Origin of the sequence: Streptomyces sp. S465 (assembly GCF_026898115.1) — a bacterium.
Taxonomy (GTDB): domain Bacteria; phylum Actinomycetota; class Actinomycetes; order Streptomycetales; family Streptomycetaceae; genus Streptomyces; species Streptomyces luomodiensis.
Window position 1 is genome coordinate 4,688,991 of the sequence record NZ_CP114036.1, and the last position, 21,559, is coordinate 4,710,549.

At 70.6% G+C, this 21,559-nt stretch carries 18 protein-coding genes and 1 tRNA gene; 9 read left to right on the forward strand and 10 right to left on the reverse strand.

Translation table 11 applies throughout. The annotated features are described in order from the left end of the window. Positions 1-2: 2 nt before the first annotated feature. Positions 3-2,612, forward strand: a complete 2,610-nt coding sequence (locus tag N6H00_RS19755) for an MFS transporter (RefSeq protein ID WP_268973110.1) — start codon at positions 3-5, stop codon at positions 2,610-2,612. A gap of 192 nt (positions 2,613-2,804) precedes the next feature. Then, on the forward strand, positions 2,805-3,656 hold the full coding sequence (locus tag N6H00_RS19760) for a YceI family protein (protein WP_268973111.1): 852 nt from the start codon (positions 2,805-2,807) through the stop codon (positions 3,654-3,656). 234 nt (positions 3,657-3,890) lie between these two features. On the opposite strand, the gene N6H00_RS19765 is transcribed toward N6H00_RS19760, so the two are convergent. From N6H00_RS19765 to N6H00_RS19790, 6 genes are all read right to left on the reverse strand, one after another. Beyond that, a complete protein-coding gene (locus N6H00_RS19765) occupies positions 3,891-4,673 on the reverse strand; it encodes a TetR/AcrR family transcriptional regulator (protein WP_268973112.1) in 783 nt (260 codons plus the stop codon). A gap of 94 nt (positions 4,674-4,767) precedes the next feature. Then, positions 4,768-6,294 (reverse strand): MFS transporter, encoded by a 1,527-nt coding sequence (locus N6H00_RS19770; RefSeq protein WP_268973113.1) that lies wholly within the window; start codon positions 6,292-6,294, stop codon positions 4,768-4,770. Positions 6,295-6,487: 193 nt separating this feature from the next. Further along, positions 6,488-8,800: an ArnT family glycosyltransferase gene (locus N6H00_RS19775; protein WP_268973114.1), complete on the reverse strand. Its 2,313-nt coding sequence runs from the start codon at positions 8,798-8,800 to the stop codon at positions 6,488-6,490. Then, positions 8,800-10,098 (reverse strand): bifunctional glycosyltransferase family 2/GtrA family protein, encoded by a 1,299-nt coding sequence (locus N6H00_RS19780; protein ID WP_268973115.1) that lies wholly within the window; start codon positions 10,096-10,098, stop codon positions 8,800-8,802. The genes N6H00_RS19775 and N6H00_RS19780 overlap by 1 nt, the downstream gene beginning before the upstream one ends. Before the next feature lie 26 nt (positions 10,099-10,124). After that, complete coding sequence (locus tag N6H00_RS19785) at positions 10,125-12,032, reverse strand: sensor histidine kinase (protein ID WP_268973116.1); 1,908 nt, start codon at positions 12,030-12,032, stop codon at positions 10,125-10,127. A gap of 134 nt (positions 12,033-12,166) precedes the next feature. Continuing rightward, positions 12,167-12,904, reverse strand: coding sequence for a response regulator transcription factor (locus N6H00_RS19790; protein ID WP_268973118.1), 738 nt, complete (start codon positions 12,902-12,904; stop codon positions 12,167-12,169). Between the two features lie 175 nt (positions 12,905-13,079). Between N6H00_RS19790 and N6H00_RS19795 the strand changes: the two genes are divergently transcribed. Continuing rightward, a complete protein-coding gene (locus tag N6H00_RS19795; RefSeq protein ID WP_268973119.1) occupies positions 13,080-13,958 on the forward strand; it encodes an LLM class F420-dependent oxidoreductase in 879 nt (292 codons plus the stop codon). A gap of 115 nt (positions 13,959-14,073) precedes the next feature. Here N6H00_RS19795 and N6H00_RS19800 read toward each other — a convergent pair whose 3' ends face one another. After that, complete coding sequence (locus N6H00_RS19800) at positions 14,074-14,940, reverse strand: amidohydrolase family protein (protein WP_268973120.1); 867 nt, start codon at positions 14,938-14,940, stop codon at positions 14,074-14,076. A gap of 229 nt (positions 14,941-15,169) precedes the next feature. Here N6H00_RS19800 and N6H00_RS19805 point away from each other — a divergent pair, with 229 nt between their 5' ends. Then, a complete protein-coding gene (locus N6H00_RS19805) occupies positions 15,170-15,796 on the forward strand; it encodes a hypothetical protein (RefSeq protein WP_268973121.1) in 627 nt (208 codons plus the stop codon). A gap of 99 nt (positions 15,797-15,895) precedes the next feature. Here N6H00_RS19805 and N6H00_RS19810 read toward each other — a convergent pair. After that, positions 15,896-15,969 (reverse strand) — tRNA-Met (locus N6H00_RS19810). A gap of 197 nt (positions 15,970-16,166) precedes the next feature. On the opposite strand from N6H00_RS19810, the gene N6H00_RS19815 reads away from it, so the two are divergent. Further along, complete coding sequence (locus tag N6H00_RS19815; protein ID WP_268973122.1) at positions 16,167-16,868, forward strand: hypothetical protein; 702 nt, start codon at positions 16,167-16,169, stop codon at positions 16,866-16,868. Positions 16,869-16,951: 83 nt separating this feature from the next. On the opposite strand, the gene N6H00_RS19820 is transcribed toward N6H00_RS19815, so the two are convergent. Next, positions 16,952-17,275, reverse strand: coding sequence for a hypothetical protein (locus tag N6H00_RS19820; protein WP_268973123.1), 324 nt, complete (start codon positions 17,273-17,275; stop codon positions 16,952-16,954). A gap of 552 nt (positions 17,276-17,827) precedes the next feature. Here N6H00_RS19820 and N6H00_RS19825 point away from each other — a divergent pair. The 3 genes from N6H00_RS19825 (at position 17,828) to N6H00_RS19835 (ending at position 19,837) form a co-directional block, all read left to right on the forward strand. Then, positions 17,828-18,166 carry a hypothetical protein gene (locus tag N6H00_RS19825; protein ID WP_268973124.1) on the forward strand — a complete coding sequence of 113 codons (339 nt, stop codon included), beginning with the start codon at positions 17,828-17,830 and terminating at the stop codon, positions 18,164-18,166. Continuing rightward, the gene (locus N6H00_RS19830; protein ID WP_268973125.1) at positions 18,163-18,957 is read left to right on the forward strand and encodes a Crp/Fnr family transcriptional regulator; all 795 of its coding nucleotides are present in this window, start codon (positions 18,163-18,165) and stop codon (positions 18,955-18,957) included. The genes N6H00_RS19825 and N6H00_RS19830 overlap by 4 nt, the downstream gene beginning before the upstream one ends. Positions 18,958-19,240: 283 nt before the next feature. Further along, a complete protein-coding gene (locus N6H00_RS19835; protein ID WP_268973126.1) occupies positions 19,241-19,837 on the forward strand; it encodes a hypothetical protein in 597 nt (198 codons plus the stop codon). A 161-nt stretch (positions 19,838-19,998) separates the two neighbouring features. On the opposite strand, the gene N6H00_RS19840 is transcribed toward N6H00_RS19835, so the two are convergent. Continuing rightward, positions 19,999-20,598, reverse strand: coding sequence for a TetR/AcrR family transcriptional regulator (locus N6H00_RS19840; RefSeq protein WP_268973127.1), 600 nt, complete (start codon positions 20,596-20,598; stop codon positions 19,999-20,001). 119 nt (positions 20,599-20,717) lie between these two features. Between N6H00_RS19840 and N6H00_RS19845 the strand changes: the two genes are divergently transcribed. Beyond that, positions 20,718-21,467: an SDR family NAD(P)-dependent oxidoreductase gene (locus tag N6H00_RS19845; protein WP_268973128.1), complete on the forward strand. Its 750-nt coding sequence runs from the start codon at positions 20,718-20,720 to the stop codon at positions 21,465-21,467. Positions 21,468-21,559 lie beyond the last annotated feature (92 nt).

The following is a 21,559-nucleotide window of genomic DNA, read 5'->3' on the forward strand; positions in this document are numbered from 1 at the left end:
TCATGGCAACGACCACACCGGACGGCGGTGTGCGGGGACCCGCGGGGCACCCCGCCCACGCCAAGCACGGCGGAGGAGGCCACCGGGCCCCACACGGCCACGGTCCGGATTCCTCGGCACCGATGACCCACCGGCAGATCATGGAGGCGCTCTCCGGTCTGCTGCTGGGGATGTTCGTGGCGATCCTGTCGTCGACGATCGTCTCCAACGCGCTGCCCGAGATCATCGCCGATCTCCACGGCGGCCAGTCCGCGTACACCTGGGTCGTCACCGCCACCCTGCTGGCCATGACCGCCGCCACCCCGCTGTGGGGCAAGCTCTCCGATCTGTTCAGCAAGAAGCTGCTGGTCCAGATCGCTCTTGTGATCTATGTGGCGGGCTCGGTGGTGGCCGGTCTGTCGCAGAACCCCGGCATGCTGATCGCCTGCCGTGTGGTGCAGGGCATCGGCGTCGGCGGGCTCTCCGCCCTCGCCCAGGTCGTCATGGCGGCGATGATCTCCCCGCGTGAGCGCGGCCGCTACAGCGGCTACCTCGGCGCGACCTTCGCCGTCGCGACCGTCGGCGGTCCGCTGCTGGGCGGCGTGATCACCGACACCTCCTGGCTGGGCTGGCGCTGGTGCTTCTACGTCGGCGTCCCGTTCGCCGTCATCGCACTGATCGTCCTCCAGAAGACCCTGAAGCTTCCGGTGGTGAAGCGGGACGTCAAGGTCGACTGGAGCGGCGCCTTCTTCATCAGCGCCGCGGTCTCGCTGCTGCTGCTCTGGGTCACCTTCGCGGGTGACAAGTACGACTGGGTCTCCTGGCAGAGCTACGCGATGGTCGGCGGATCGATCGTTCTCGGTCTGATCTTCGTCCTGATCGAGTCCAAGGCGAGCGAGCCGATCATCCCGCTGCGGCTGTTCCGCAACAAGACGATCACCCTCGCCTCGCTGGCGTCGCTCTTCGTCGGTATCGCGATGTTCTCCGGAACCGTCTTCTTCAGCCAGTACTTCCAGCTGGCGCGCGGTAAGTCGCCCACCATGTCGGGCGTCATGACCATCCCGATGATCGGCGGTCTGTTCATCTCCTCGACCGTTTCCGGTCAGGTCATCACCAAGACCGGTCGCTGGAAGGCGTGGCTGGTCAGCGGTGGTGTGCTGGTGACGGCGGGCCTCGGGCTGCTGGGCACCATCCGGTACGACACCCCGTACTGGCACATGGGGATCTACATGGCGCTCATGGGCCTCGGCATCGGCATGATGATGCAGAACCTGGTGCTGGCCACCCAGAACCAGGTGGCCCCGCAGGACCTCGGCGCGGCCAGCGCCGTCGTCACCTTCTTCCGCTCCCTGGGCGGTGCGGTGGGCGTCTCGGCGCTCGGTGCGGTGCTCGCCAACCGCGTCACCCACTACGTCAAGGACGGCCTGGCCGAGCTGGGCCCCAAGGGCGCCGCACTCGGCCACGCGGGCACCGGCGGCGGTGCCATCCCGGATGTGAAGACGCTGCCCGAGCCGCTGCGCACGATCATGGAGAGCGCCTACGGCCACGGTGTCGCGGACATCTTCCTGTTCGCCGCCCCGGCCGCGCTGCTCGCCCTGCTGCTGACCCTGTTCATCAAGGAGGTCGCCCTGAAGACCAGCGCCGGATCCCAGCAGGCCGCCTCGGACGCCCCGGCTCCCCAGGCCGCGTCGGCCGACGCGGTGCCGGCCACGGCCGTCACCGACCAGGTCGCCGACCTCGAGCCCGCGCTCGTGGGCGCCCCGGCCCCCGAGGTGCACGCGCCGGACTCGAGCGGTGTCCTCGCGGCCACCGCCCCGCAGCGCCTGGCGGCCTTCGCCTCCGCCGGGGGCGGCGGCGACCACCAGCCCCGGCAGGGCGTGCACGGCTTCGTGCGGAACGCGGACGGCGGCCCCGTCGCCCGCGCCGCGGTGACGCTGATCTCGCTCGCCGGGCGGCAGCTGGGCCGTTCGGTGGCGCACCCCGACGGCTCCTACGCCCTGGACGCGCCGGGCTCCGGTTCGTACGTCCTGATCGCGGCGGCCGACGGCCACCAGCCGCAGGCGTCCACGATCGTGGTCGGGGAGGAACCGCTCGGCTTCGACATCGTCCTGTCGGCCACCAGCGGTCTGGTGGGCACCGTGCGCGGTGCCGCCGACGGCCGGCCGGTCGACTCGGCGATGGTCGTGGTCACCGATGTCCGCGGAGAGGTGCTGGCCACCGGAAAGACCGGTGAGCAGGGCGACTTCAGCTTCGAGGAGCTGGTCTCCGGGACCTTCACGGTCGCGGTGAACGCGCCCGGCTACCGGCCGGCGGCCCTGCCCGTCGAGGTGGGCGCCCAGGGGCTGACCCGGGTGGAGATAGCCCTTCAGGCCGGCGCCCGGGTGCAGGGCACCGTCCGGGCCGGGGCCGACCGGCGGCCCCTGCCGGACGCGCGGGTCACCCTCGTGGACGCGGCCGGGAACGTGGTCGCCACCGCCACCACCGGTGAGGACGGCGCCTACGCCTTCACCGACCTGGACGCGGGCGACTACACGGTCATCGCGAGCGGCTACCCGCCGGTCGCGGGGGCGCTGACGGTCTCCGGACCCGGCGTCGACGGCCACGACGTCGAGCTCGCTCACCCGGGCGAGTGACGAACCTCCGGGCGCGGGGCGCGCATGAGCGGAGACGCGCCCCTCGCCCGGACCGGGCGGCGGATTTTCTCCGCCGGGCCCGGAACCCGGATCCCGGCGGCGGTGTAGTGAAGGCAGGGGACGGCCTGACACCGCCGCCCGGATCCGGCGCACAGCATGACGAGCAACACGGGAGCGGGAGCGAAACGCGGCATGACGACCACAGGAGCAGGAGCAGGCGGGGGAGCGGGGCTGCGGGCCCGGATCCGCACCCGTGACGGCTGGGCGGTCCAGCACGCGGTGCTGACCGTCACCGATATGACGGGCGCGCAGGTGCTGCGCGCGCAGGCCGACGGGGAAGGCACCGTGCGGACCGACGAGCCGCTGCCGGCCGGGCCGTACACGGTCATCGCCACCGCGGTCGGCTACGCCCCCGTCGCGTCCACGGCGATCGTCACCGCCTCGGGGCGGGTCGACCTGGGCACGGTGGTGCTGGCGCGGCAGGGCGGGGTGGAGCTTCCCCCGCCCGGCGTGTGGACGCTCGACCCGGCGCATTCGACGGTGGCCGCCGTCGCCCAGCATCTGGGGATCTCCAGCGTGCACGGGCGGTTCACGGAGTTCAGCGGGCGGATCGAGGTCGCCGAGGACGTCGAGAAGTCGCGCGTCGAGGCGGTCATCCAGGCAGCCAGCATCGACACCGGCAACACGATGCGGGACGGCCATCTGAAGTCGCCCGACTTCCTCAATGTGGAGGAGTTCCCGCAGCTGACGTACCGGAGCTCGCATCTGAGCGCGGCCGGGCCGGACCGCTGGACGGTCCACGGCGAGTTGGCGATGCACGGCGTTGTCCGCGACGTGGACCTGGACCTGACGTATCTGGGCACCGGCCCGGACCCGTGGGGCGGAGTGCGGGCGGCCTTCCGGGCCACCGCGGAGCTGCGCCGCGAGGACTTCGCGATGAACTACAACCAGGTGGTCGCGGCGGGCATCGCGGCGATCGGCACCACCCTGCGGGTCGAGCTCGACATACAGGCGGTGCAGGGCGAGGGGCTCCCCACGGCCTGACGCCCCCGGGCCGGCGCGCCGACCCGCCGGCGCGCACCACCGGCCCCCGCGGAGCCGCGGGCGCGTACGCCCCGGGCCCGACGCCCGCGGGCGCCTACCACCGGCCCTCCAGGCCTCGCCTGCGCCACCTGGGGCCGCGGGACCGCCCGGACCGCGGAACCACCGGACCGCGGAACCACCGGGCCGCAGGACCACCCGGGCCGAAGGACCACCCGGGCCGAAGGGGCGTCCGTGCTACTGGGTCCGTAGGGCCTCGATACCGGCGATCGCCAGGTCCAGGGCGAAGGTGAACTCCCGGTCGCGCATTTCCTCGACCGTGTCGCCGCCGCGGGCTTCCATGATCTGCCGGGGCTCGTCGAACTCCGGGCGGTCCTCGACCAAGTTCATCACGTCGTGGAAGAGCTCGTCCTGGCTGAGCCCCGCCGCCCGGCAGCGGGCGGCGAAGCGGGCCTCGTTGGTGCCGAAGCCGTAGACGAACTGGTAGACGAGGGCCAGCGCGCTGGTGATCTTGTCATCCGGCAGTCCGCTGTTGCGCATCACGGCCTGCGCGGCGTTGGAGAAGGTCATCGAGTTGGGCCCGATGTTGAGGTACTCCCCCAGCAGCGCCGACAGCCATGGGTGGCGGACCAGCACCTGGCGGTACTCGGAGGCGAGTTGGCGCAGCTGCTCGCGCCAGTCCCGCGGCTCGGCCAGGGTGTCCGCACAGCCCTCGGCGGGGCGGACGGCCTCCATGGGCAGGGCTATCTCGCCCATGGCGGCGTCGAGGGCGAGTTCGAGCAGATGGTCCTTGGTCTCCACGTACCAGTAGACCGACATGGCGGTCACGCCGAGCTCCGCCGCGAGCCGCCGCATCGAGAAGCCGGACAGCCCCTCGGCGTCCAGCAGCCGCATCGTCGCCGCGACGATCTTCACACGGTCGAGTCCGACCGGCTGCTGATCGCCCTTGCGCCTGGGGGTCCTGCGCTCTGAGAGCCAGACGCTGGACCGCTGGCGGGTGACACGGCTGCCGGTAGCCATGGCGCCTCTCTTTCTCCCGTGCGCTGGCACCTTCTCCAGTGCGCCGGCGCCGCACGCCCGGACCCGGCCTGCGGCGCCTCACTACCTTAAGATGCTATGCCGCCGGGGATTCCTGTGAAGATCGTTCGGCCCTGCTGAGCAGGAGTGCGGCCAGCACCCCGCCCGCCAGCACGGCCGCCGCGCCGACCAGCTGGCTGGTCTCGACCCCGGAGGCGAAGGCGTCCGCGACGGCCTCCCGGTCCTCTGGGGTGCGAGCCGCGGCGACGGCGGCCGGAAGCGAACCCGCTCCGGCGGCGACCGCGGGCAGCAGCGAGGCGAAGCGGGAGTTCAGCACCGCGCCCAGGACGGCGACGCCGAGCCCGTTGCCGAATTCGGTGAGCGTGCCGTTGACCCCGGCGCCCACCCCCGCCTTCTCCCGCGGGATGGCCGACATGATGGCGTTCGCCATCGCGGGCATGGCCAGCGCGATGCCGGCCCCCATCACCACCAGCCCGAAGAGCATCCCGCCGTAGCCGTCCGCGCCGAGCGTCGCGATGGCGGCCAGACCGGCCGCGAGCAGCCCCATCCCGCCGACGACCGTCAGCGCGGTGCCCAGCTTGGGCAGCAGCCGCGCTCCTATACCGGTGAGATTGAGCGCGACGATCACCACCGCGAGCGGCGCGGTGCGCAGCCCCGCGTCCAACGCGTCATAGCCGAGCACGAATTGCAGATGCTGGGTGAGCAGGAAGAACGAGCCGCCCATGCCGAAGGCGACGAGAATGCCGCCCGCCACCGCGCCCACGAACCGGCGGTTGCGGAAGAAGTGCATGTCCAGCATCGGATGGGGGATACGCCGCTCCCAGAGCGCGAAGCCGGTCAGCACGGTGATGCCGATGACGGCCGACACCAGCACCCGGTGGGAGGTCCAGCCGTGCTCAGGACCGGAGATGATCGCGAAAACGATCGAGGTCATGCCGATCGTGGAAAGCAGCGCGCCCAGCAGATCGGGGCGGTCGCCGGTCGGAACCTTCGACTCCGGCACCATCCAGACCACGGCGACCAGCCCAAGCAGTGCGACGGGCAAGTTGATCAGGAAGATCGACCCCCACCAGAAGTGCTCCAGCAGCGATCCGCCGATCAGCGGCCCCGCGGCGATCCCGAGGGAGCTGACCGCGCCCCAGAGCCCGATGGCCTTGGTCCGTTCGTCCTCGTCGAAGACCTGCACCACGACGGCCAGCGTCGTGGTCATCAGCAGCGCTCCGCCGATTCCCATGCCCGCGCGGGCGGCGATCAGCTGACCGGGGCTCTGCGCCAGCGACGCGGCGAGCGATCCGATGCCGAACAGGGCGAGCCCGGCGATCAGCATCTTCTTCCGCCCGTAGCGGTCGGCGGCGCTGCCCGCGGTGAGCAGCAGCCCGGACTGGACCAGCGAATAGGCGTTGATCATCCACTGGATGTCGGCGGTGCGGGCGTCCATCTCCCTGGCCAGGGAGGGGATCGCCACATTGAGGATCGTGTTGTCCAGCAACACGGTGAGCTGCGCCAGGCAGATGACGGCGAGGATCAGCCACCGTCGGGGATGGCCACCGGACGGTCGGCCGGGCGGGGCATCGGGGGCGGTATCGGCGATCGGTGCCGTCATGAGAGTCTCCAGGGGCACGCTTGTACGGTGTATGGCAACACGTTTGTCATACACCGTACAAGGATTGCCGGAGGACGTGCGGGGAATTTCGCCCCGCGCGCGTCGGCCGGACCGCCGGAGGGCCTGTCGGCCGGACCGTCGGCCGGCCGGCACAGGGCAGGCCGGCAAGCCGGCAGGCCGCTCATCCGCTCATTCAGCTGGACTTCTTCTGTGTCAGGTCATAGAGCGTGGTACTGCCCACGGTGACCTTCTTGTAGGTGGCCTCGATCCAGGAGGTGATCTGGGACGAGGTCCCCTGACCGCCACCCGGTCCGCCGCCCATACCGGTGCCCGAGGAGATGAAGTAGTGGATCTTGCCCTGCTTCACATACTCCTTGAACTGGGCGAGGGTCGGGGACGGGTCGCTGCCGTTGAAGCCGCCGATGGCCATCACCGGCTTCTCGGTGGCGAGCTGATAGCTCGCGGCGTTCTGGGACCCGATCGCCGCGGCCATCCAGGTGTAGTCGTCGGCGTTCTTCTCCAGCTTCGCCTTGACCTCGGCGTCGACCCGCTGGCCGTTGAGCAGTCCGCCCATGCCGCCGCCGGGACCGCCGCCTTCGCCCGTGCCGCCGCCGGGCATCATGCCCTGCCGGCCGTTCTGCCCCTGCCCCTGGCCATTGCCCTGGGCATTGCCCTGGCCGTTCTGCTGGGACTGGCCGCCGCCCGGGAAACCACCGCCGGGGAAGCCGTTCTGGCCGCCGGGGAAACCGTTCTGACCACCCGGCATGCCCTGCTGATTGCCCTGGCCCTGGCCACCCTGCTGGCCCGTACCCGTGCCCGTGCCTTGACCCTGCTGGCCCGCCCCCTGGCGACCGTCCTGCATCCCCGGCGGACCACCCATCCGGCCGCCGCCAGGACGGCCACCGGGACCGCCCATGCCACCCGACACCGCCGGACCGGCGGTAATGATCGAGCCGCTCTTCGGGGTGTCGACCGTGTTGAGGGTGTACGCGACCGGTCCGGCCAGCCCCGCCGCGAGCCCGAGGCCCGCCGCGACCAGCGCCGCCTTACGGCCGAGGCGCACCGTCAGCAGCAGCCCGACCGCCGCCACCAACCCGGCGATCAGCACCGCCCAGCGCAGCCAGGGGTACCAGTCCGGCGACCGCTCCAGCAGCACGTACGACATGGCGGCGGTGGCCGCGACCGTGACGGCCAGCACCGCGGAGGCCGCCGCCCCCGCCCGGCCGCCCTCGTTCCGCCGCTCCCACAGCAGCGCCGAGCCCATGCCCACGACCGCCGCGATATAGGGCGCCAGGGCGATGTTGTAGTACTGGTGGAAGATCCCGGACATGAAGCTGAAGGTGGCGAACGTCATCAGCAGCGCCCCGCCCCACACCAGGAAGGCCGCGCGCCGGGTGTCGGTGCGCTTGGCCCGCCAGGTCAGCCAGATCCCGGCCGCCAGCAGGATGAACGCCGCGGGCAGCAGCCAGGCGATCTGACCGCCCATGTCGGAGTTGAAGAGCCGGTCGATCCCGGTCTCGCCCCACATGCCGCCACCGCCGCCACCGGGGCCGCCGCCGCGGCCGCCGCCCCCGACGCTGCCGGTCTCGTTGCCGTTGATCCGGCCCAGACCGTTGTAGCCGAAGGTCAGCTCCAGGAAGCTGTTGTGCTGCGAACCGCCGATGTACGGGCGCGAGGACTCCGGCCACAGCTCGACGATCGCGACCCACCAGCCGCCGGAGACCACCATCGCGAGCCCCGCGAGCAGCAGCTGCCCGATCCGCCGGCCGAGCTTCGCCGGGGCGCACACCACGTACACCACCGCGAGCGGCGGCAGGATCAGCCACGCCTGGAGCGTCTTGGTGAGGAAGCCGAGGCCGAAGCAGACTCCCGCGAACACCAGCCACTTGGTGCGGGCGTCCTCCAGCGCGCGCAGCACGCAGTAGATGGCCGAGACCATCAGCAGGCACAGCAGCGCGTCGGGGTTGTTGAAGCGGAACATCAGCGCCGCGACCGGGGTGACCGCGAGCGCCGCGCCCGCGATAAGCCCGGCGGCCGCGCTGAACCTGCGGCGGACGGCCGCGTACAGCACTCCGACGGTCGCGACGCCCATCAGCGCCTCGGGGACGAGGATCGCCCAGGAGGAGAGGCCGAAGATCCGCACCGACAGGGCCATCGGCCACAGCGCGGCCGGGGGCTTGTCGACGGTGATGGCGTTCGCGGCGTCGGAGGAGCCGAAGAAGAACGCCTTCCAGCTCTGGCTGCCCGCCTGCACGGCCGCCGAGTAGAACTGGTTGGCGTAGCCGGAGGCGCCCAGGCTCCACAGGTAGAGCACGGTGGTCACGGCCAGCAGGGCCCACAGGGCGGGCCGCGCCCAGCGCGGGTCCTCCGGCCGTCCCCGCCAGGCCCGCGCCAGACGCGAGCCGCTGGGGGCCTGCGGGCGCGCCGCCTGGCCCGCGTCCGGACCGGCGGGGGCCGTCGGGGACGGGGGCCCGGCGTCCCGGGTGCCGTAGTCGTAGGTCGTCATCAGTTGTCGTTCCTCGGGTCGTCGTCGATGGTGGCCCCGCTGTCCGACGGGAAGACCCAGGCCCGGAAGAGCAGGAAGCGCAGGATGGTCGCGGCGAGGTTCGCCGCGATCAGCACGGCCAGTTCGGTGCCGTGCGAGGCGGTGCCGGGGGCGGCGTCCAGGGCGGCCAGGGAGCCGCTGGTCAGCACGAGGCCGATGCCGAAGACGACCAGCCCCTGTGCCTGGTGGCGCATCGCGCGCTCCCGCCCGCGTACGCCGAAGGTGAGCCTCCGGTTGGCCGCGGTGTTGCCGAGCGCCGACAGCAGCAGCGCCAGCGCGTTGGCCACCTGCGGGCCGGTGCCCAGCCGGAAGAGGGAGTACAGCAACAGATAGATCAGCGTGCTCAGCGCGCCGACCACGCAGAACCCGACCAGCTGGCGGGCCAGGCCCTTCGGCACCCCGCTCAGCTCGCGGTCGCGCGGATCGTCGCCGAACGGACGGCGCACCCGGTCCAGCGGCAGCGCGCCGGTGGCCAGCGCGCGCCCCACCCGCCACACCCCCTTGAGGTCCTCGGTGGCCGTCTTCACGATGTGGACCGTGCTGTTCGGGTCGTCGACCCAGTCCACCGGCACCTCGTGGATGCGCAGCCCGGCCCGCTCGGCCAGCACCAGCATCTCGGTGTCGAAGAACCACCCGGTGTCCTCGACCATGGGCAGCAGCCGTTCGGCGACGTCCTTACGGATCGCTTTGAAGCCGCACTGGGCGTCGGAGAAGCGGGCGGCCAGGCTGCCGCGCAGGATCAGGTTGTACGCCCGCGAGATGAACTCGCGCTTGGGCCCGCGCACCACGCGTGAGCTGCGCGCCAGCCGTGATCCGATCGCCAGGTCGGAGTGCCCGGAGATCAGCGGGGCGACCAGCGGCAGCAGCGCCTTGAGGTCCGTGGACAGATCGACGTCCATATAGGCGAGCACGGGCGCCTCGGACAGCGACCACACCGTGCGCAGCGCCCGCCCGCGCCCCTTCTGCTCCAGCCGGACCGCCGCCACCTCCTCGATGGTGTCGTCCAGGCGGGCCGCCAGCTCGGGGGTGCGGTCGGTGCTGGCGTTGTCGGCGATGGTGATCCGGAAGCCGTACGGAAAGGTGCGGGTCAGGTGGTCGTGCAGCCGCCGTACGCACCGTTCCAGGTCCGCTTCCTCGTTGTAGACGGGGATGACGACGTCCAGCACCGGGCGGCCGGGTACGACCGACACCGGCCCACGGGCGGGCAAGGTCTGTAGGGGGATCTCGGGCGGCGCCTCGAGAGGGGTGTGGGTTCGCATGACGTCGACGGTCGCGAGCGGCGCTGTCACGGCTGTGTGGTCAGCCTGTGACCTGCCTGTGAGTGCGTTACACCCCGGTGAACAGGCAGATGTACGCCGAAGACGGTGCGCCCGGGAACGCTGTTCACCGTCACCTGCCCGTCGTGTGCCGCCACGACCGCGTGCACGATGGCCAGGCCGAGCCCCGTGCTGCCCGCGGCGCGGGAGCGCGAGGCGTCGCCGCGCGCGAACCGTTCGAAGACGTGCGGCAGCAGCTCGGGCGGGATGCCCGGCCCGTCGTCCTCGATCTCCAGCGAGACGTACGAGGGCGGCTGCGGCGGACCGAAGACACCGGCGGCACGGGCGGCCGCGTACGGCGATCCGTACGGCGCGGCATAGGGCGCACCGCCCTTCTTACGGTGCCCGTCGGGGCTGCCGGGGCTGCCGGGGTTGCCGGAGCTGCCAGCCCCACCGGCCCCACTGGCCCCGCTGCTCCCACCAGCCCCGTAGGACAGTCCGTACGGCGCCGGATACGGCGAGGCGTACGGTGCCGCCCGCGACCCGCACAGCACCCGCGCCGTGACCGTGGTGCCGGGCGGAGTGTGCGTACGGGCGTTGGCGAGGAGGTTGACCAGCACCTGGCGCAGCCGGGCGTCGTCGCCGTGTACGACCGCGGGTTCATCGGGCAGCTCCAGCCGCCAGTTGTGGTCGGAACCGACCGCCCGCGCGTCGCTGACGGCGTCGACGACCAGCGGGGACAGATCGACCTCCGCCGACTCCAGGGGCCGGCCCGCGTCGAGCCGGGCCAGCAGCAGCAGATCCTCGACCAGCCCGGTCATCCGCCCGGCCTCGGACTCGACCCGGCCGAGCGCATGCCGGGTCTCGGGCCCGATCTCCTCCCGGCCGCGCCGGGTCAGCTCGGCGTAGCCGCGGATCGAGGCCAGCGGCGTACGGAGCTCATGGCTGGCGTCGGCGACGAACTGCCGTACCCGTGTCTCGCTCTCCTGACGGGCCGCGAGCGCCGACTCCACATGGCCGAGCATGCGGTTGAGCGCCGCGCCCACCTGGCCGACCTCGGTACGCGGATCGGCCTCCGAGGACGGGACGCGCTCGCGCAGCGCCACCTCACCGCTGTGCAGGGGGAGTTCGGAGACCCGGGTGGCGGTCGCGGCCACCCGCCGCAGCGGGCGCAGCGAGATGCCGACCATCGCGGCCCCGGCGATCCCGGCCGCGACCAGCCCGGCCGCGGTCACACAGACCTCGACGAGGATGAGGGTGTTGACCGTGTCCTGGGTCTGGGCGAGCGGGAAGGCGAGGATGATGCCGCCTTCCGCGTGGTCCCACTGGGCCACGGCCCGGTAGCCGCCGAGGCCGGGCAGATCGACGGTGTGCACCCGGCCGTCCCGCGGGACGGTGCCGAGCGCCTTCAGCTGACCGCTGCTCAGGGAGTCCACCCGGCCCGCCACGTCGGTGTCGTCCGTCATGGGCGAGTCATTGCTCTTGCCGGACGTGGAGATATCACCGTTCTGGTCGAAACGCGCCCCGACCGTGCCGATGGGCTGACCGGGCGAGGCGACGAAGAGCACGTCGTCATGGGGCAGCTGGCGCTCCGGACCCGGCCTGCTCTGAAACCGCCCGACGGCCCCCCGCAGGTCTTCGTCCACCTGGCCCTGTAGGTACGACTGCAGGGCGATGGTCGTGACGGTGGCGATCACCGCGCAGACCACCGCGATCAGCGCGACGGCCGAGACGACGAGGCGAGTGCGCAGCGACCAGGGACGGCGCCCGGCCCGCTGAGCGCGCCGGGCGTGCGCACGCCCCCGAGGCGCCGCCGGAGCGGCGGCGGGACCGGCCCCTCGAGCCGCACCGGACGCCTGCGACGCTCCGGCGGCCTCGGACGCTCCGGCTGCCTCGGGCGTCCCGACGACCTCGGGCGTACGGCGGGCCTCAGGCATCCCGACAGCCTCAGACGTACGGGCAGCCTCGGAAGCACGGCCGGCCCCGGGCGTACGGCCGGCCCCGGACGTACCGTCGTGCGGGGGCGTCTCGGAGGCCCGGGACGGCCGGGTCGGGAGGTGCGCCACGGTGCCTACTCCCCGGGCTTGATCAGATACCCGGCGCCACGCCGGGTGTGGATCATCGGGCTGCGCCCCGCGTCGATCTTGCGCCGCAGATACGAGATGTAGAGCTCGACGACGTTCGCCTGGCCGCCGAAGTCATAGCTCCAGACCCGGTCGAGGATCTGCGCCTTGCTGAGCACACGGCGCGGATTGCGCATGAGGTAGCGCAGCAGCTCGAACTCGGTCGCGGTGAGGTGGATCTCCTGGCCGCCGCGCGAGACCTCATGACTGTCCTCGTCCAGGACCAGGTCGCCGACCGCCAGCACCGACTCACTGCGCGCGGCCGCCGCCCCCGACCTGCGCAGCAGACCGCGCAGCCGGGCGACGACCTCTTCCAGGCTGAACGGCTTGGTGACGTAGTCGTCGCCGCCCGCCGTCAGCCCCGCGATCCGGTCCTCCACCGCGTCCCGCGCGGTCAGGAACAGCACCGGGACGTCGGGCAGTTCGCGACGCACCCGCCCCAGCACCGTGAGCCCGTCCATATCGGGCAGCATGACGTCCAGGACCACCGCGTCCGGGCGCATTTCCCGGGTGATCCGGATCGCCTCGGCGCCGTCGCCCGCGGTGCGCACCTCCCAGCCCTCGTAGCGCAGTGCCATCGACAGCAGGTCGGCGAGCGCCGACTCATCGTCCACAACCAGCACCCGGACGGGACTCCCGTCGGGACGCAGCAGCTCGGTACGCCCATGAGGCGAGGTCGACATCATGGACTCCACCCTCCGGGCGCGATCTGAGAGGTCTCTTTCGGCTGCCTGTGAATTACCTGAGAATCCTGTGCGGCCGCCGGGCCCCGCCGCGACGCGGAACGCAGGCCGAAGGCGGGAACGACAGACCGCAACGCGAGGACGGAATAAGCGCAAGGGCTCTCCGGCTTCCCCCTGTATGACTTCTCGTCCCGCACTTGGCAAGGTCGGCGTCTGGACCGCGGCCCTGAAGGCGAACTCGGTTCCATCAGAGCAGGTCAGCGAGGCAGCAGCCGAACTGGACGAGCTGGGGTACGGCGCCATCTGGCTCGGCGGCAACCCCAGCCCGGATCAGGCCGGGCTCCTCCTGGAGGCCACCTCTCGGATCACCGTCGCGACCGGCATCCTCAGCATCTGGGACCACGAGGCGGCCTACGTCGCCGAGCGGCACACCGCGCTCAACGCGGCCCACGACGGCCGCTTCCTCCTCGGCCTCGGCGTGAGCCACAGCGCCATCGCCGGCGAGCGCTACCGGCGTCCGTACACGGCGATGAAGGAGTACCTGACCGCGCTGGACTCCGCCCCGGGCCCGGTCCCCGCCTCCCAGCGGGTCCTGGCCGCCCTGGGCCCCAAGATGCTGGAGCTGTCCCGGGACCGGGCGGCCGGCGCGCATCCGTACCTCGTCACCCCGGAGCACACCGGCAAGGCCCGCGACATCCTGGGCAAGGATGCCGTGCTCGCGCCGGAGCTGAAGGTCGTCCTCGACACGGACCCGGACCGCGCCCGCGCCACCGCCCGCCGCTATCTCAGCCACTACCTGGCACTGCCCAACTACACCAAGAACTTCCAGCGGCTGGGCTTCGAGGACCAGGACTTCGTGGACGGTGGCAGCGACCGTCTCATCTCGGCCATGTTCGCCCTCGGCGACGCGGAGGTGGTCCGGGGGCGCGTCGAGGAGTTCCTGGCCGCGGGTGCGGACCATGTCGCGCTCCAGGTGGTGACCGAATCGCCGATGACCGATCTGCCGCGCGCGCAGTGGCGCACCCTGGCCGAGGCGCTGCCGCTGGACAAGAGCTGACCGCTGGACGGCAGCTGACCGCCGGACAAGCCCCGAGCCCCGCCCCCTCGTCCGGCGCCGGAATGGCGCCGGACGAGCCTCACACCTCAAAGAACCCTCGCACCCCGAACAGCCCTCATATCCCGAACAGCCGCGCCGCGTTCCCGTAGCACACCGCGCGCAGCCACTCCTCGTCCTGGCCGATCCGCGTCAGGGCGTCCAGCGCGTGCCGGTACCCGTACGGGATGTTGGGGAAGTCGCTCCCGAACAGCACCCGGTCCCCCAGGGCGGCCAGCCTGCCCCGCTCCGCCCGCGGAAACGGCCACTGGCTCTCGGTGAAGTCGGTGAAGGCCATCGTGGTGTCCAGGTGCACGCCTTCGTACCGCTCCGCCAGTCCCAGGAAGTCCGCGTACTCCGGCAGCCCCATGTGCGCGATGATCAGGCGCAGTCGAGGATGGCGGGCCAGCACCCGCGCCACCGGCTCCGGGCCGGTGTACTTGCCCGGCTCGGGCCCCGAGCCACAGTGGATGACCACAGGCGTCCCGCTCTCGGCGAGCGTGGCCCACACCGGCTCGAGCAGCGCGTCGCCCGGGTCGTACGCCCCCACCTGCACATGCGCCTTGAACACCCGCGCCCCGGCGTCGATCGCCGCCCGCACATACCCCTCCACACCGGGCTCGGGGAAGAAGGTCGCGGTGTGCAGACAGTCGGGCGTACGGGCGGCGAAGCCGGCGGACCAGTCGTTCAGCCACCGCGCCATGTCCGGCTTGTGGGGATACAGCATCGAGGTGAAGGCCCGCACCCCGAACGCCCGCAACAGCGCGAGCCGTTCGGCCTCCTCCTCGCGGTAGGTGATGGGCCAGCGGGGCTCGACGGCGTCGAAGTAGGCCCAGACCTTGTCCAGGACGCGCTGGGGCATGAAGTGGGTGTGCACATCGATGAGTCCGGGCAGCCCGAGCTCCTGCCAGAACCGCTGCACCGAGACCACGGCGGGATCGCTCATGCGGTCACGGTAGTTGCCCCGGGCGTATTGCTACAGCCTCGTCTCAGGCACGCTGCGGGTTGATCACGGCCGCGACCAGCAATTTTGTCACGGCCATGATGATCTACGGCAGCAAGATCATCGCTACCGGAACCGACAAGGTGAACCGACGCTCCGTGACCGACGTACCCATCTGAGGCGACCGCCGCCCTTCCGACGTCGTCACCGACCACCACCACGGGGGACGCCCATGCCCAACCACCCGCCACGCACCGCCCGGTCCGGGACCGCTCTGCTCTGCGCTCTCGGTGTCACCCTCCTCGGCCTCGCCACCGCCGGCTGCGAGGACGACACCGCCGCCGCGTCCGGCCGACAGCAGTCCGACGCGACCCGCGCCGATGTGGCGGCCGACAGCGACGGGGGCAGGACGCTGCCGCTCGGCGAACCCACGTCGATCACCTACAAGAGCGGCTCGGACCATATGCGCGGCGCCCTGCGGGTCACGGCGGTGAGCGTGCGCAAGGGAGAGCATGACGAGCTGAGGACGGCGGGTGCGGAACCGTCCGATGTGCGGACGACCCAGCCGTACTACGTCACCATGGCCTTCGAGAACATCGGCGAGAACTCCCTCCATTACCCCTTCCTCAACACCCCCACCGGTCTGGAGGACACCAGCGGCGTGGACGACCAGCCGCTGATCGCCGCCGACACCGAGGTGGCGGCGTGCCCGGGGAAGGACCCGGACGACTTCGCGGCGGGGGCGAAGGTCTCCCTGTGCAAGGTGTTCCTGGTGCCGAACGGCGCGCGGCCGTCGCGTGTGACATACAGCACGGGCGATGCCACCAAGCGGCCGGTGAGCTGGAAGGTCACGCGCTGACGAGGCACGGACGGCGTAGCCACGGAACGGCGTAACGACGGAACGACGGAACGACCGAGGGCCCGGCACTCAAGAAGTGCCGGGCCCTCGATATCCAAGTAGCGGGGACAGGATTTGAACCTGCGACCTCTGGGTTATGAGCCCAGCGAGCTACCGAGCTGCTCCACCCCGCGTCGGTAGTTGTAACCGTACGTCATTCTCCCCGCTAAGGGAAATCCACCGTCTCCACACCGGTTACTTTGCAACGGCTCGGTCCCGCCCCCGCTGCGAACGGATCTTTCTCGCCGCTGCCACCGTCTGTCCTGCCCATGATGAACGGCAGCACCACTCACCAGCACAAACGACAACCACCACGCAACGGGGACCGACCATGCGCGACCACACGACCCATACGACGACCGGCGCCACCCGCACCGTCCGCGCCACCCGTGCCCGGCGTACGCGCGCCTCCGCGGCACTCGCCTGCGCGACCGCCGTCGCCCTCCTGGCCACGGCGTGCAACGACGACGCCGCCCAGGGCGCGGGCGGCAGCGAGTCGCCCGCCGCGGCCCAGAAGCCGTCGGCCTCGGCGAGCAAAGGCGCGGACAAGACATACAAGACGGACAAGGCGGTCGACAGCGACACCGGCAAGACGCTCGCGCTCGGCGAGACCACCGCCCTCACCTACAAGCGCTCCAACAAGGTGGCCACCCTGGAGATCGCGACGAAGAGCGTCCAGAAGGGCTCACCGGCCGATCTGGCCGATCTGAACATGGACGCCGACGCGAAGGCGATGCAGCCGTACTACGTCACGATGTCCTTCAAGAACATCGGCGACCAGGCGCTCCACTACCCCTTCCTCAGCACCCCCATGGCCCTGCGCGACAGCCAGGGCAACCCGGGGAAAGTCCTCATCACCTCGGGCGACGCGGTGCCGCAGTGCGAGGACGAGGACCCGGACGACTTCGCGGTGGGCGCGAGCACCACCCTGTGCAGGATCGTCCTGCTGCCGAAGGGCCAGACCCCGTCCGTGGCGCTCTACAACGGCGACTTCGACAAGGAGCCGGTGTACTGGAAGGCCACGCAGAGCTGACCCCGACCGGGGTGGCCGGGCGCCCACCGGCCGGCCGCCCCGGCACGGAGATCAGCGCGTGCGACGAACACCGCACACCGCTGTCAGGCCCGGTAGACCAGCAGATACCGCCAGAACAGCAGCCGACGCAGCGTCGAGCCGGGCAGCAGGCGGGCGGATTCGGCGCGGGTTCCGGCATACGTCAGCGGCGGCCAGACGAGCGGCACATGGACGGCCCCAGCGACGTGCCGACGCCTGCTCAGCAGCCGCTCCGCCTTCAGAAGGGTCCGCGCCGGTAAAGCACACAGGAAGTCGGTGGCCGTCCTGACCGTATAGAGCCCCAGCACCGCGAGCACCCCGCCCGGCGCGAGCGCCTTTCGCAACGTCGATATGCCTGCGGATATGCGCGTACCGGCGAGTAGCTCCATCAACATTCCACTATTCCAGGCGGGTTGGAGCTCGGAGGAAACCGCCGAAAAATCCCTCCCGAGAGGGAGAACGCGGGAGTCCACGAGCGGAATCCCTACCGTGAGGGATTTTTCTATCTGCGCAGACTGTTACCTAGTCACTGCTGAAAGCGGCTTTGGAAAGGTCTCACTCAGCATTGCCGGGCGCTCCCCCAAGGGTGGCTCCCTCGGGGTCCCGGCACCTCATATGGCCTCGCCCTGTCCGGGCGGGGCCATCCTCTTGCCCGATCAGAGCCATCTTGCCTGATCAGAGGCGTCCGTAAGGCGATCACCGAGCCGTAGCCCCCGCTGCCCAATCCATGCCTTACCCCTGTGGAACATGCGGCGTGACGTTCTTCCCAAACCGGAGGGATTCCCTCTGGCTGGGCTTTAGTTGGACCTCTGCCCCACGTCCGATACGCTCTGTCGTCAACCGGTCGTGGAGGACCCTTAGCCGGGGTTTTCCCGCGCGGCCGGCCGACAAGTTGAGAGACCTTTCCATTTCACCACGTCGTCGCGGTCGAGTGCTTCCTGGTGCTCGACCGCACGTTCGTCGACGCTTCCTCTGGAGAACCGTTGTTCAGCGTCACGCCGCTCGATGCGGTCTTACTCATCTTCATGATCGCGCTGATAGCCGCCTGCTACGCGATTCGCCGACTGGAGAACAAGCCCGCCCACGTCGCCACCGTCATCCTCGCGCTCGCCGCCCTGGTAGGTGCGCTGGTACCCGTCGTCAGGCTCCTCACCGAGGGAGCCGAACCCCTTTCCACACAAGTCGTCGCCCCGTCCGTCCCCGACGAAGCCACACCCCCCGCGGCGCTCGCGTCGCCTTCCCTCCGGACTCCGGCGCGCACGGTCAGGGAGGGGATGTGACGAGCCCGCACTGGGGAGAAGCGGAGACCACCGTACGGTCGCCCGGCGCCGACACGATCCGGACCTACTTCGACCGGTACGCCTTGCCCAAGGAGACGATCGCCGCCCTCGAGGACGCCTGCCACAGGCGGACCTACCCCCGCGGCAGCAGCTTCTTCTCCAGCGGCGGCCGTTACGTTCGCTTCATGGTCCGCGGATGTGTCTCCGAGCACACTCCATCCGGCGAGACCCGGCTGTGGGGCAGCCACGCCGTCATCGGGGACCTGTACGTCGGCCGCCGGTTCATGAAGGGCGGCCGGATGAAGCCGGCTCGTGGGCGCGGCAGGTTCCTGTCCGACACGGAGGCAATCGTCATCGGTACCGGAGCTCTGCACTCCATGGCGCTGCACGACCCCGCCGTGATGCGCGTGATCAACGCCGTCAACATGGAACGGAACGCGGTGCTGGAGGAGGTGTACGCGGTGAGCCGGAAGTCCCCGAGGGCCCGCGTGGCCATGCTCCTCGACTACCTCCTCGACGGCCGAGGGACGAACCGGTACAAAGTGGTCAGAAAGACGGAGGGCGACGGGAAGGTCATCGTCACCGGCTTTGACAGATCCCTGGCCATTGAGGGGCCTTCCCAATCCCAGATCGCCGAGGCCCTGGCCCTCGGACGGGCCACCGTCGAGAAGGTCATCGCATCCCTGCGCAAGGAAGGCGTTCTCGCGACCCCCACGCCGGGCCTGCGCACCAACCGCTATTACGAGGTCGGGGACCGCGACAGGCTGAAGGAGATCGCCCTGGGGGCGTGACTCCGGCACCAGCCGCCCGACATCGACACAGCGGGGGCGCTCCCGGGCATCCGCCGGGGAGCGCCCCCGCGCTCCGCAAGCGCTCTGTAGGCGCTCCGCAGACCAAGCCGTGCGCAGGCACCCAATGCCTCGTAGGCGGTCAACGACCAACGGACCGATATCCGGTCCAACCGGGTGATACCGCTCGCGAACGGGTGATTCAGGTGGTTTCCGTATGACCAGGTGGAAGGAAGAAAGAGGCATTCATGCGCGAACAAGACGCATGAGCCCCCAGGGAGGAAACATGCCGATACCCGCGAGCGCGCTCATGCGCGGCGGCACGGTACTGGTCACCGCCGCGGCGACCGTCGCCATGCTGGCCGCCCCTGCCCACACCACCGAAGCCGAAGCCCGGGACGGGGGGACACGCGGCGGCGGGGAGGCCGAGACCAGGCAGATCGCGTCCTCGGTCCTGGACGCGGACCAGAACGTCAAGTTCACCCTGACCGCCATCCGGTCCACCGCCGACCCGCTGAGGGCCTCCGTCCGCCTGAAGGCATTCGCCCGTCAACACGGCCGGCTCGTACAGACGGACGAGGTGCGAGTCGGCCCGGTGGACCGCTTCTTCTGGTTCCCGGTCACCGGAAAGGGGGCGATCTGCGAGTTCTCGACGGCGAGTACCAACCCCGCGCCCATCACCGTAAGCCTGCTGATCACCCCGGCGATCGGCTGCTCGCCGCCTGAGCACTTCGAGCTACAGGACGGGAAGTTCGAGGCCGACGGCCGCAGCGCACGGACCCCGCACGGCGGAGTGAGCACCGGCGGTGGCGGCATGGCCGGACGGACCGCCGACACGACGGCAACGGACCGGACGACGATCACGGCGGGACCGGCGACCTGACCAACACCTGACCGACCGCTGCCCGACCCCTGACCGGAGCGCACGGCGGTGGCCGTCGAGCCCTCCGCCACCGGGTCACACCAGAGGCCCCTCCCACCCATGGCAGGGGCCTCCCCTCCGCTCCGTCTCCGCCACCGCCGCATCGCCGGCGTTGGTTTCGGTCACGCCCGCAATGCGTCGATCGCGGTGTCGATCGCGGCCAGGGCCGCGGTCCTGTCGAGACCCGCCCTCGATACGAGCGAGAGGCCCTGGACGATGTACAGCAGCAGCTGGGCCTGGGCCTCGGGGTGGGCGTTGTCGGTGACTTCTCCGGTGGCCTGTCCGCGACGGAGTGCGTCGGTGACGATGTCGGTGAACCGACGATATGAGCGGGTGACGAGTTCTGTGGCTTCGCTGTCGCGGGGTACGAGTTCGGCGGTGGTGTTGCCGACCAGGCAGCCGTGCGGTGCGCCCACGTCGGAGATCAGTTCGTCCAGTCGTGCCGGGTGGGTCAGGATCTCGCGGAGCGCCGGCAGAAGTGGAGAGGTGTCGAGTGCGGTGATCAGGTGCCGCTCGTACACATCCCAGTAGAGCCTGACGGCGTCGAGGTAGAAGCGGCGCTTGTCCCCGAACGTTCCGTAGAGGCTGCCGCGTTCGACGGCCAGCGCGTCGACCAGGTCTTGGATCGATGTCGCCCCGTATCCCCGGGACCAGAACAGCTCAAGTGCGCGCGCCAGCGTCTGGTCCTTGTCGAACTCGCGGGGGCGTCCGGTTCGTGCCACCTGCCCGACGCTACAACTTCTTGACACAGCGTTCAAGAAGTCATAGCTTCACTCACGCTACTTTTTGAACGGTCGCACAGAAGTCGACTGGACACTTGCCTGGCGCGAAGGGCGAAGCAATGGAGTTTGCGGGAAAGACGGCACTCATCACCGGATCCGGCGCGATCGGCGGACTCGGGCACGCGACGGCCAAGGTTCTGGCCGCGGGGGGAGCCGACCTGATCATCACCGGCACCGATCCGGAGCGCGGTGCCCAGGTCGTGGATGACCTTCACGCGGTCGGTGGCGAGTCCACCGGGACGGCGCGTTTCGTCGCAGCGGATCTGGCCGACCCCGCGGCCGTGCAGCAGCTGGCCGATGACGCCGGAGCCGTGGACATATTGATCAACAATGCGAGCATTGTCACATTCGGCCCGACCACCGAGCAGGACATCGCGAGCTATGACGCCGCCTTTGCGGTCAATGTGCGTGCGCCGTTCCTGCTCACCGCGCTGCTCGCGACCAAGATGGCCGCCAACGGCGGCGGCAGCATCGTCAACGTCAGCTCCACCGCGGCCGGCCTCGGCATGCCGGGAATGGCTGTTTACGGCGCCACCAAGGCGGCGATCGAATCGTTGACTCGCACCTGGGCGGCAGAGTTCGCCCCGTCGAACGTGCGGGTCAACGCCGTCGCTCCGGGCCCGATGCGCACCTCGAAGGTGGTCGCGGCAATGGGCCCGGACATGGGTGGTATGGGCCTGACCACCGCTCTCAAGCGCACCTCTGACCCGACCGAAGTGGCACACGTGGTCGCCTTTCTCGCCAGCGACCGAGCCAGCTATATGACCGGGGCGATCGTGGCCGCTGACGGTGGCCGAACCGCAATCTGAGGCGAAATCGGCTACCAGCCGAATGGTGCCTCGTGCTGACGGGGACAGCCCGTCAGCGTTGTCGAACCACGCGCCTTGGCGCCAAGTGAGGA

Bases quoted from the DNA above. Each gene is read 5' to 3' on its own strand.
- N6H00_RS19755 (WP_268973110.1), top strand. From the start codon at position 3: ATGGCAACGACCACACCGGACGGCGGTGTGCGGGGACCCGCGGGGCAC.
- N6H00_RS19760 (WP_268973111.1), top strand. From the start codon at position 2,805: ATGACGACCACAGGAGCAGGAGCAGGCGGGGGAGCGGGGCTGCGGGCC.
- N6H00_RS19765 (WP_268973112.1), bottom strand. From the start codon at position 4,673: ATGGCTACCGGCAGCCGTGTCACCCGCCAGCGGTCCAGCGTCTGGCTC.
- N6H00_RS19770 (WP_268973113.1), bottom strand. From the start codon at position 6,294: ATGACGGCACCGATCGCCGATACCGCCCCCGATGCCCCGCCCGGCCGA.
- N6H00_RS19775 (WP_268973114.1), bottom strand. From the start codon at position 8,800: ATGACGACCTACGACTACGGCACCCGGGACGCCGGGCCCCCGTCCCCG.
- N6H00_RS19780 (WP_268973115.1), bottom strand. From the start codon at position 10,098: ATGCGAACCCACACCCCTCTCGAGGCGCCGCCCGAGATCCCCCTACAG.
- N6H00_RS19785 (WP_268973116.1), bottom strand. From the start codon at position 12,032: ATGCCTGAGGCCCGCCGTACGCCCGAGGTCGTCGGGACGCCCGAGGCA.
- N6H00_RS19790 (WP_268973118.1), bottom strand. From the start codon at position 12,904: ATGATGTCGACCTCGCCTCATGGGCGTACCGAGCTGCTGCGTCCCGAC.
- N6H00_RS19795 (WP_268973119.1), top strand. From the start codon at position 13,080: ATGACTTCTCGTCCCGCACTTGGCAAGGTCGGCGTCTGGACCGCGGCC.
- N6H00_RS19800 (WP_268973120.1), bottom strand. From the start codon at position 14,940: ATGAGCGATCCCGCCGTGGTCTCGGTGCAGCGGTTCTGGCAGGAGCTC.
- N6H00_RS19805 (WP_268973121.1), top strand. From the start codon at position 15,170: ATGCCCAACCACCCGCCACGCACCGCCCGGTCCGGGACCGCTCTGCTC.
- N6H00_RS19815 (WP_268973122.1), top strand. From the start codon at position 16,167: ATGCGCGACCACACGACCCATACGACGACCGGCGCCACCCGCACCGTC.
- N6H00_RS19820 (WP_268973123.1), bottom strand. From the start codon at position 17,275: ATGGAGCTACTCGCCGGTACGCGCATATCCGCAGGCATATCGACGTTG.
- N6H00_RS19835 (WP_268973126.1), top strand. From the start codon at position 19,241: ATGCCGATACCCGCGAGCGCGCTCATGCGCGGCGGCACGGTACTGGTC.
- N6H00_RS19845 (WP_268973128.1), top strand. From the start codon at position 20,718: ATGGAGTTTGCGGGAAAGACGGCACTCATCACCGGATCCGGCGCGATC.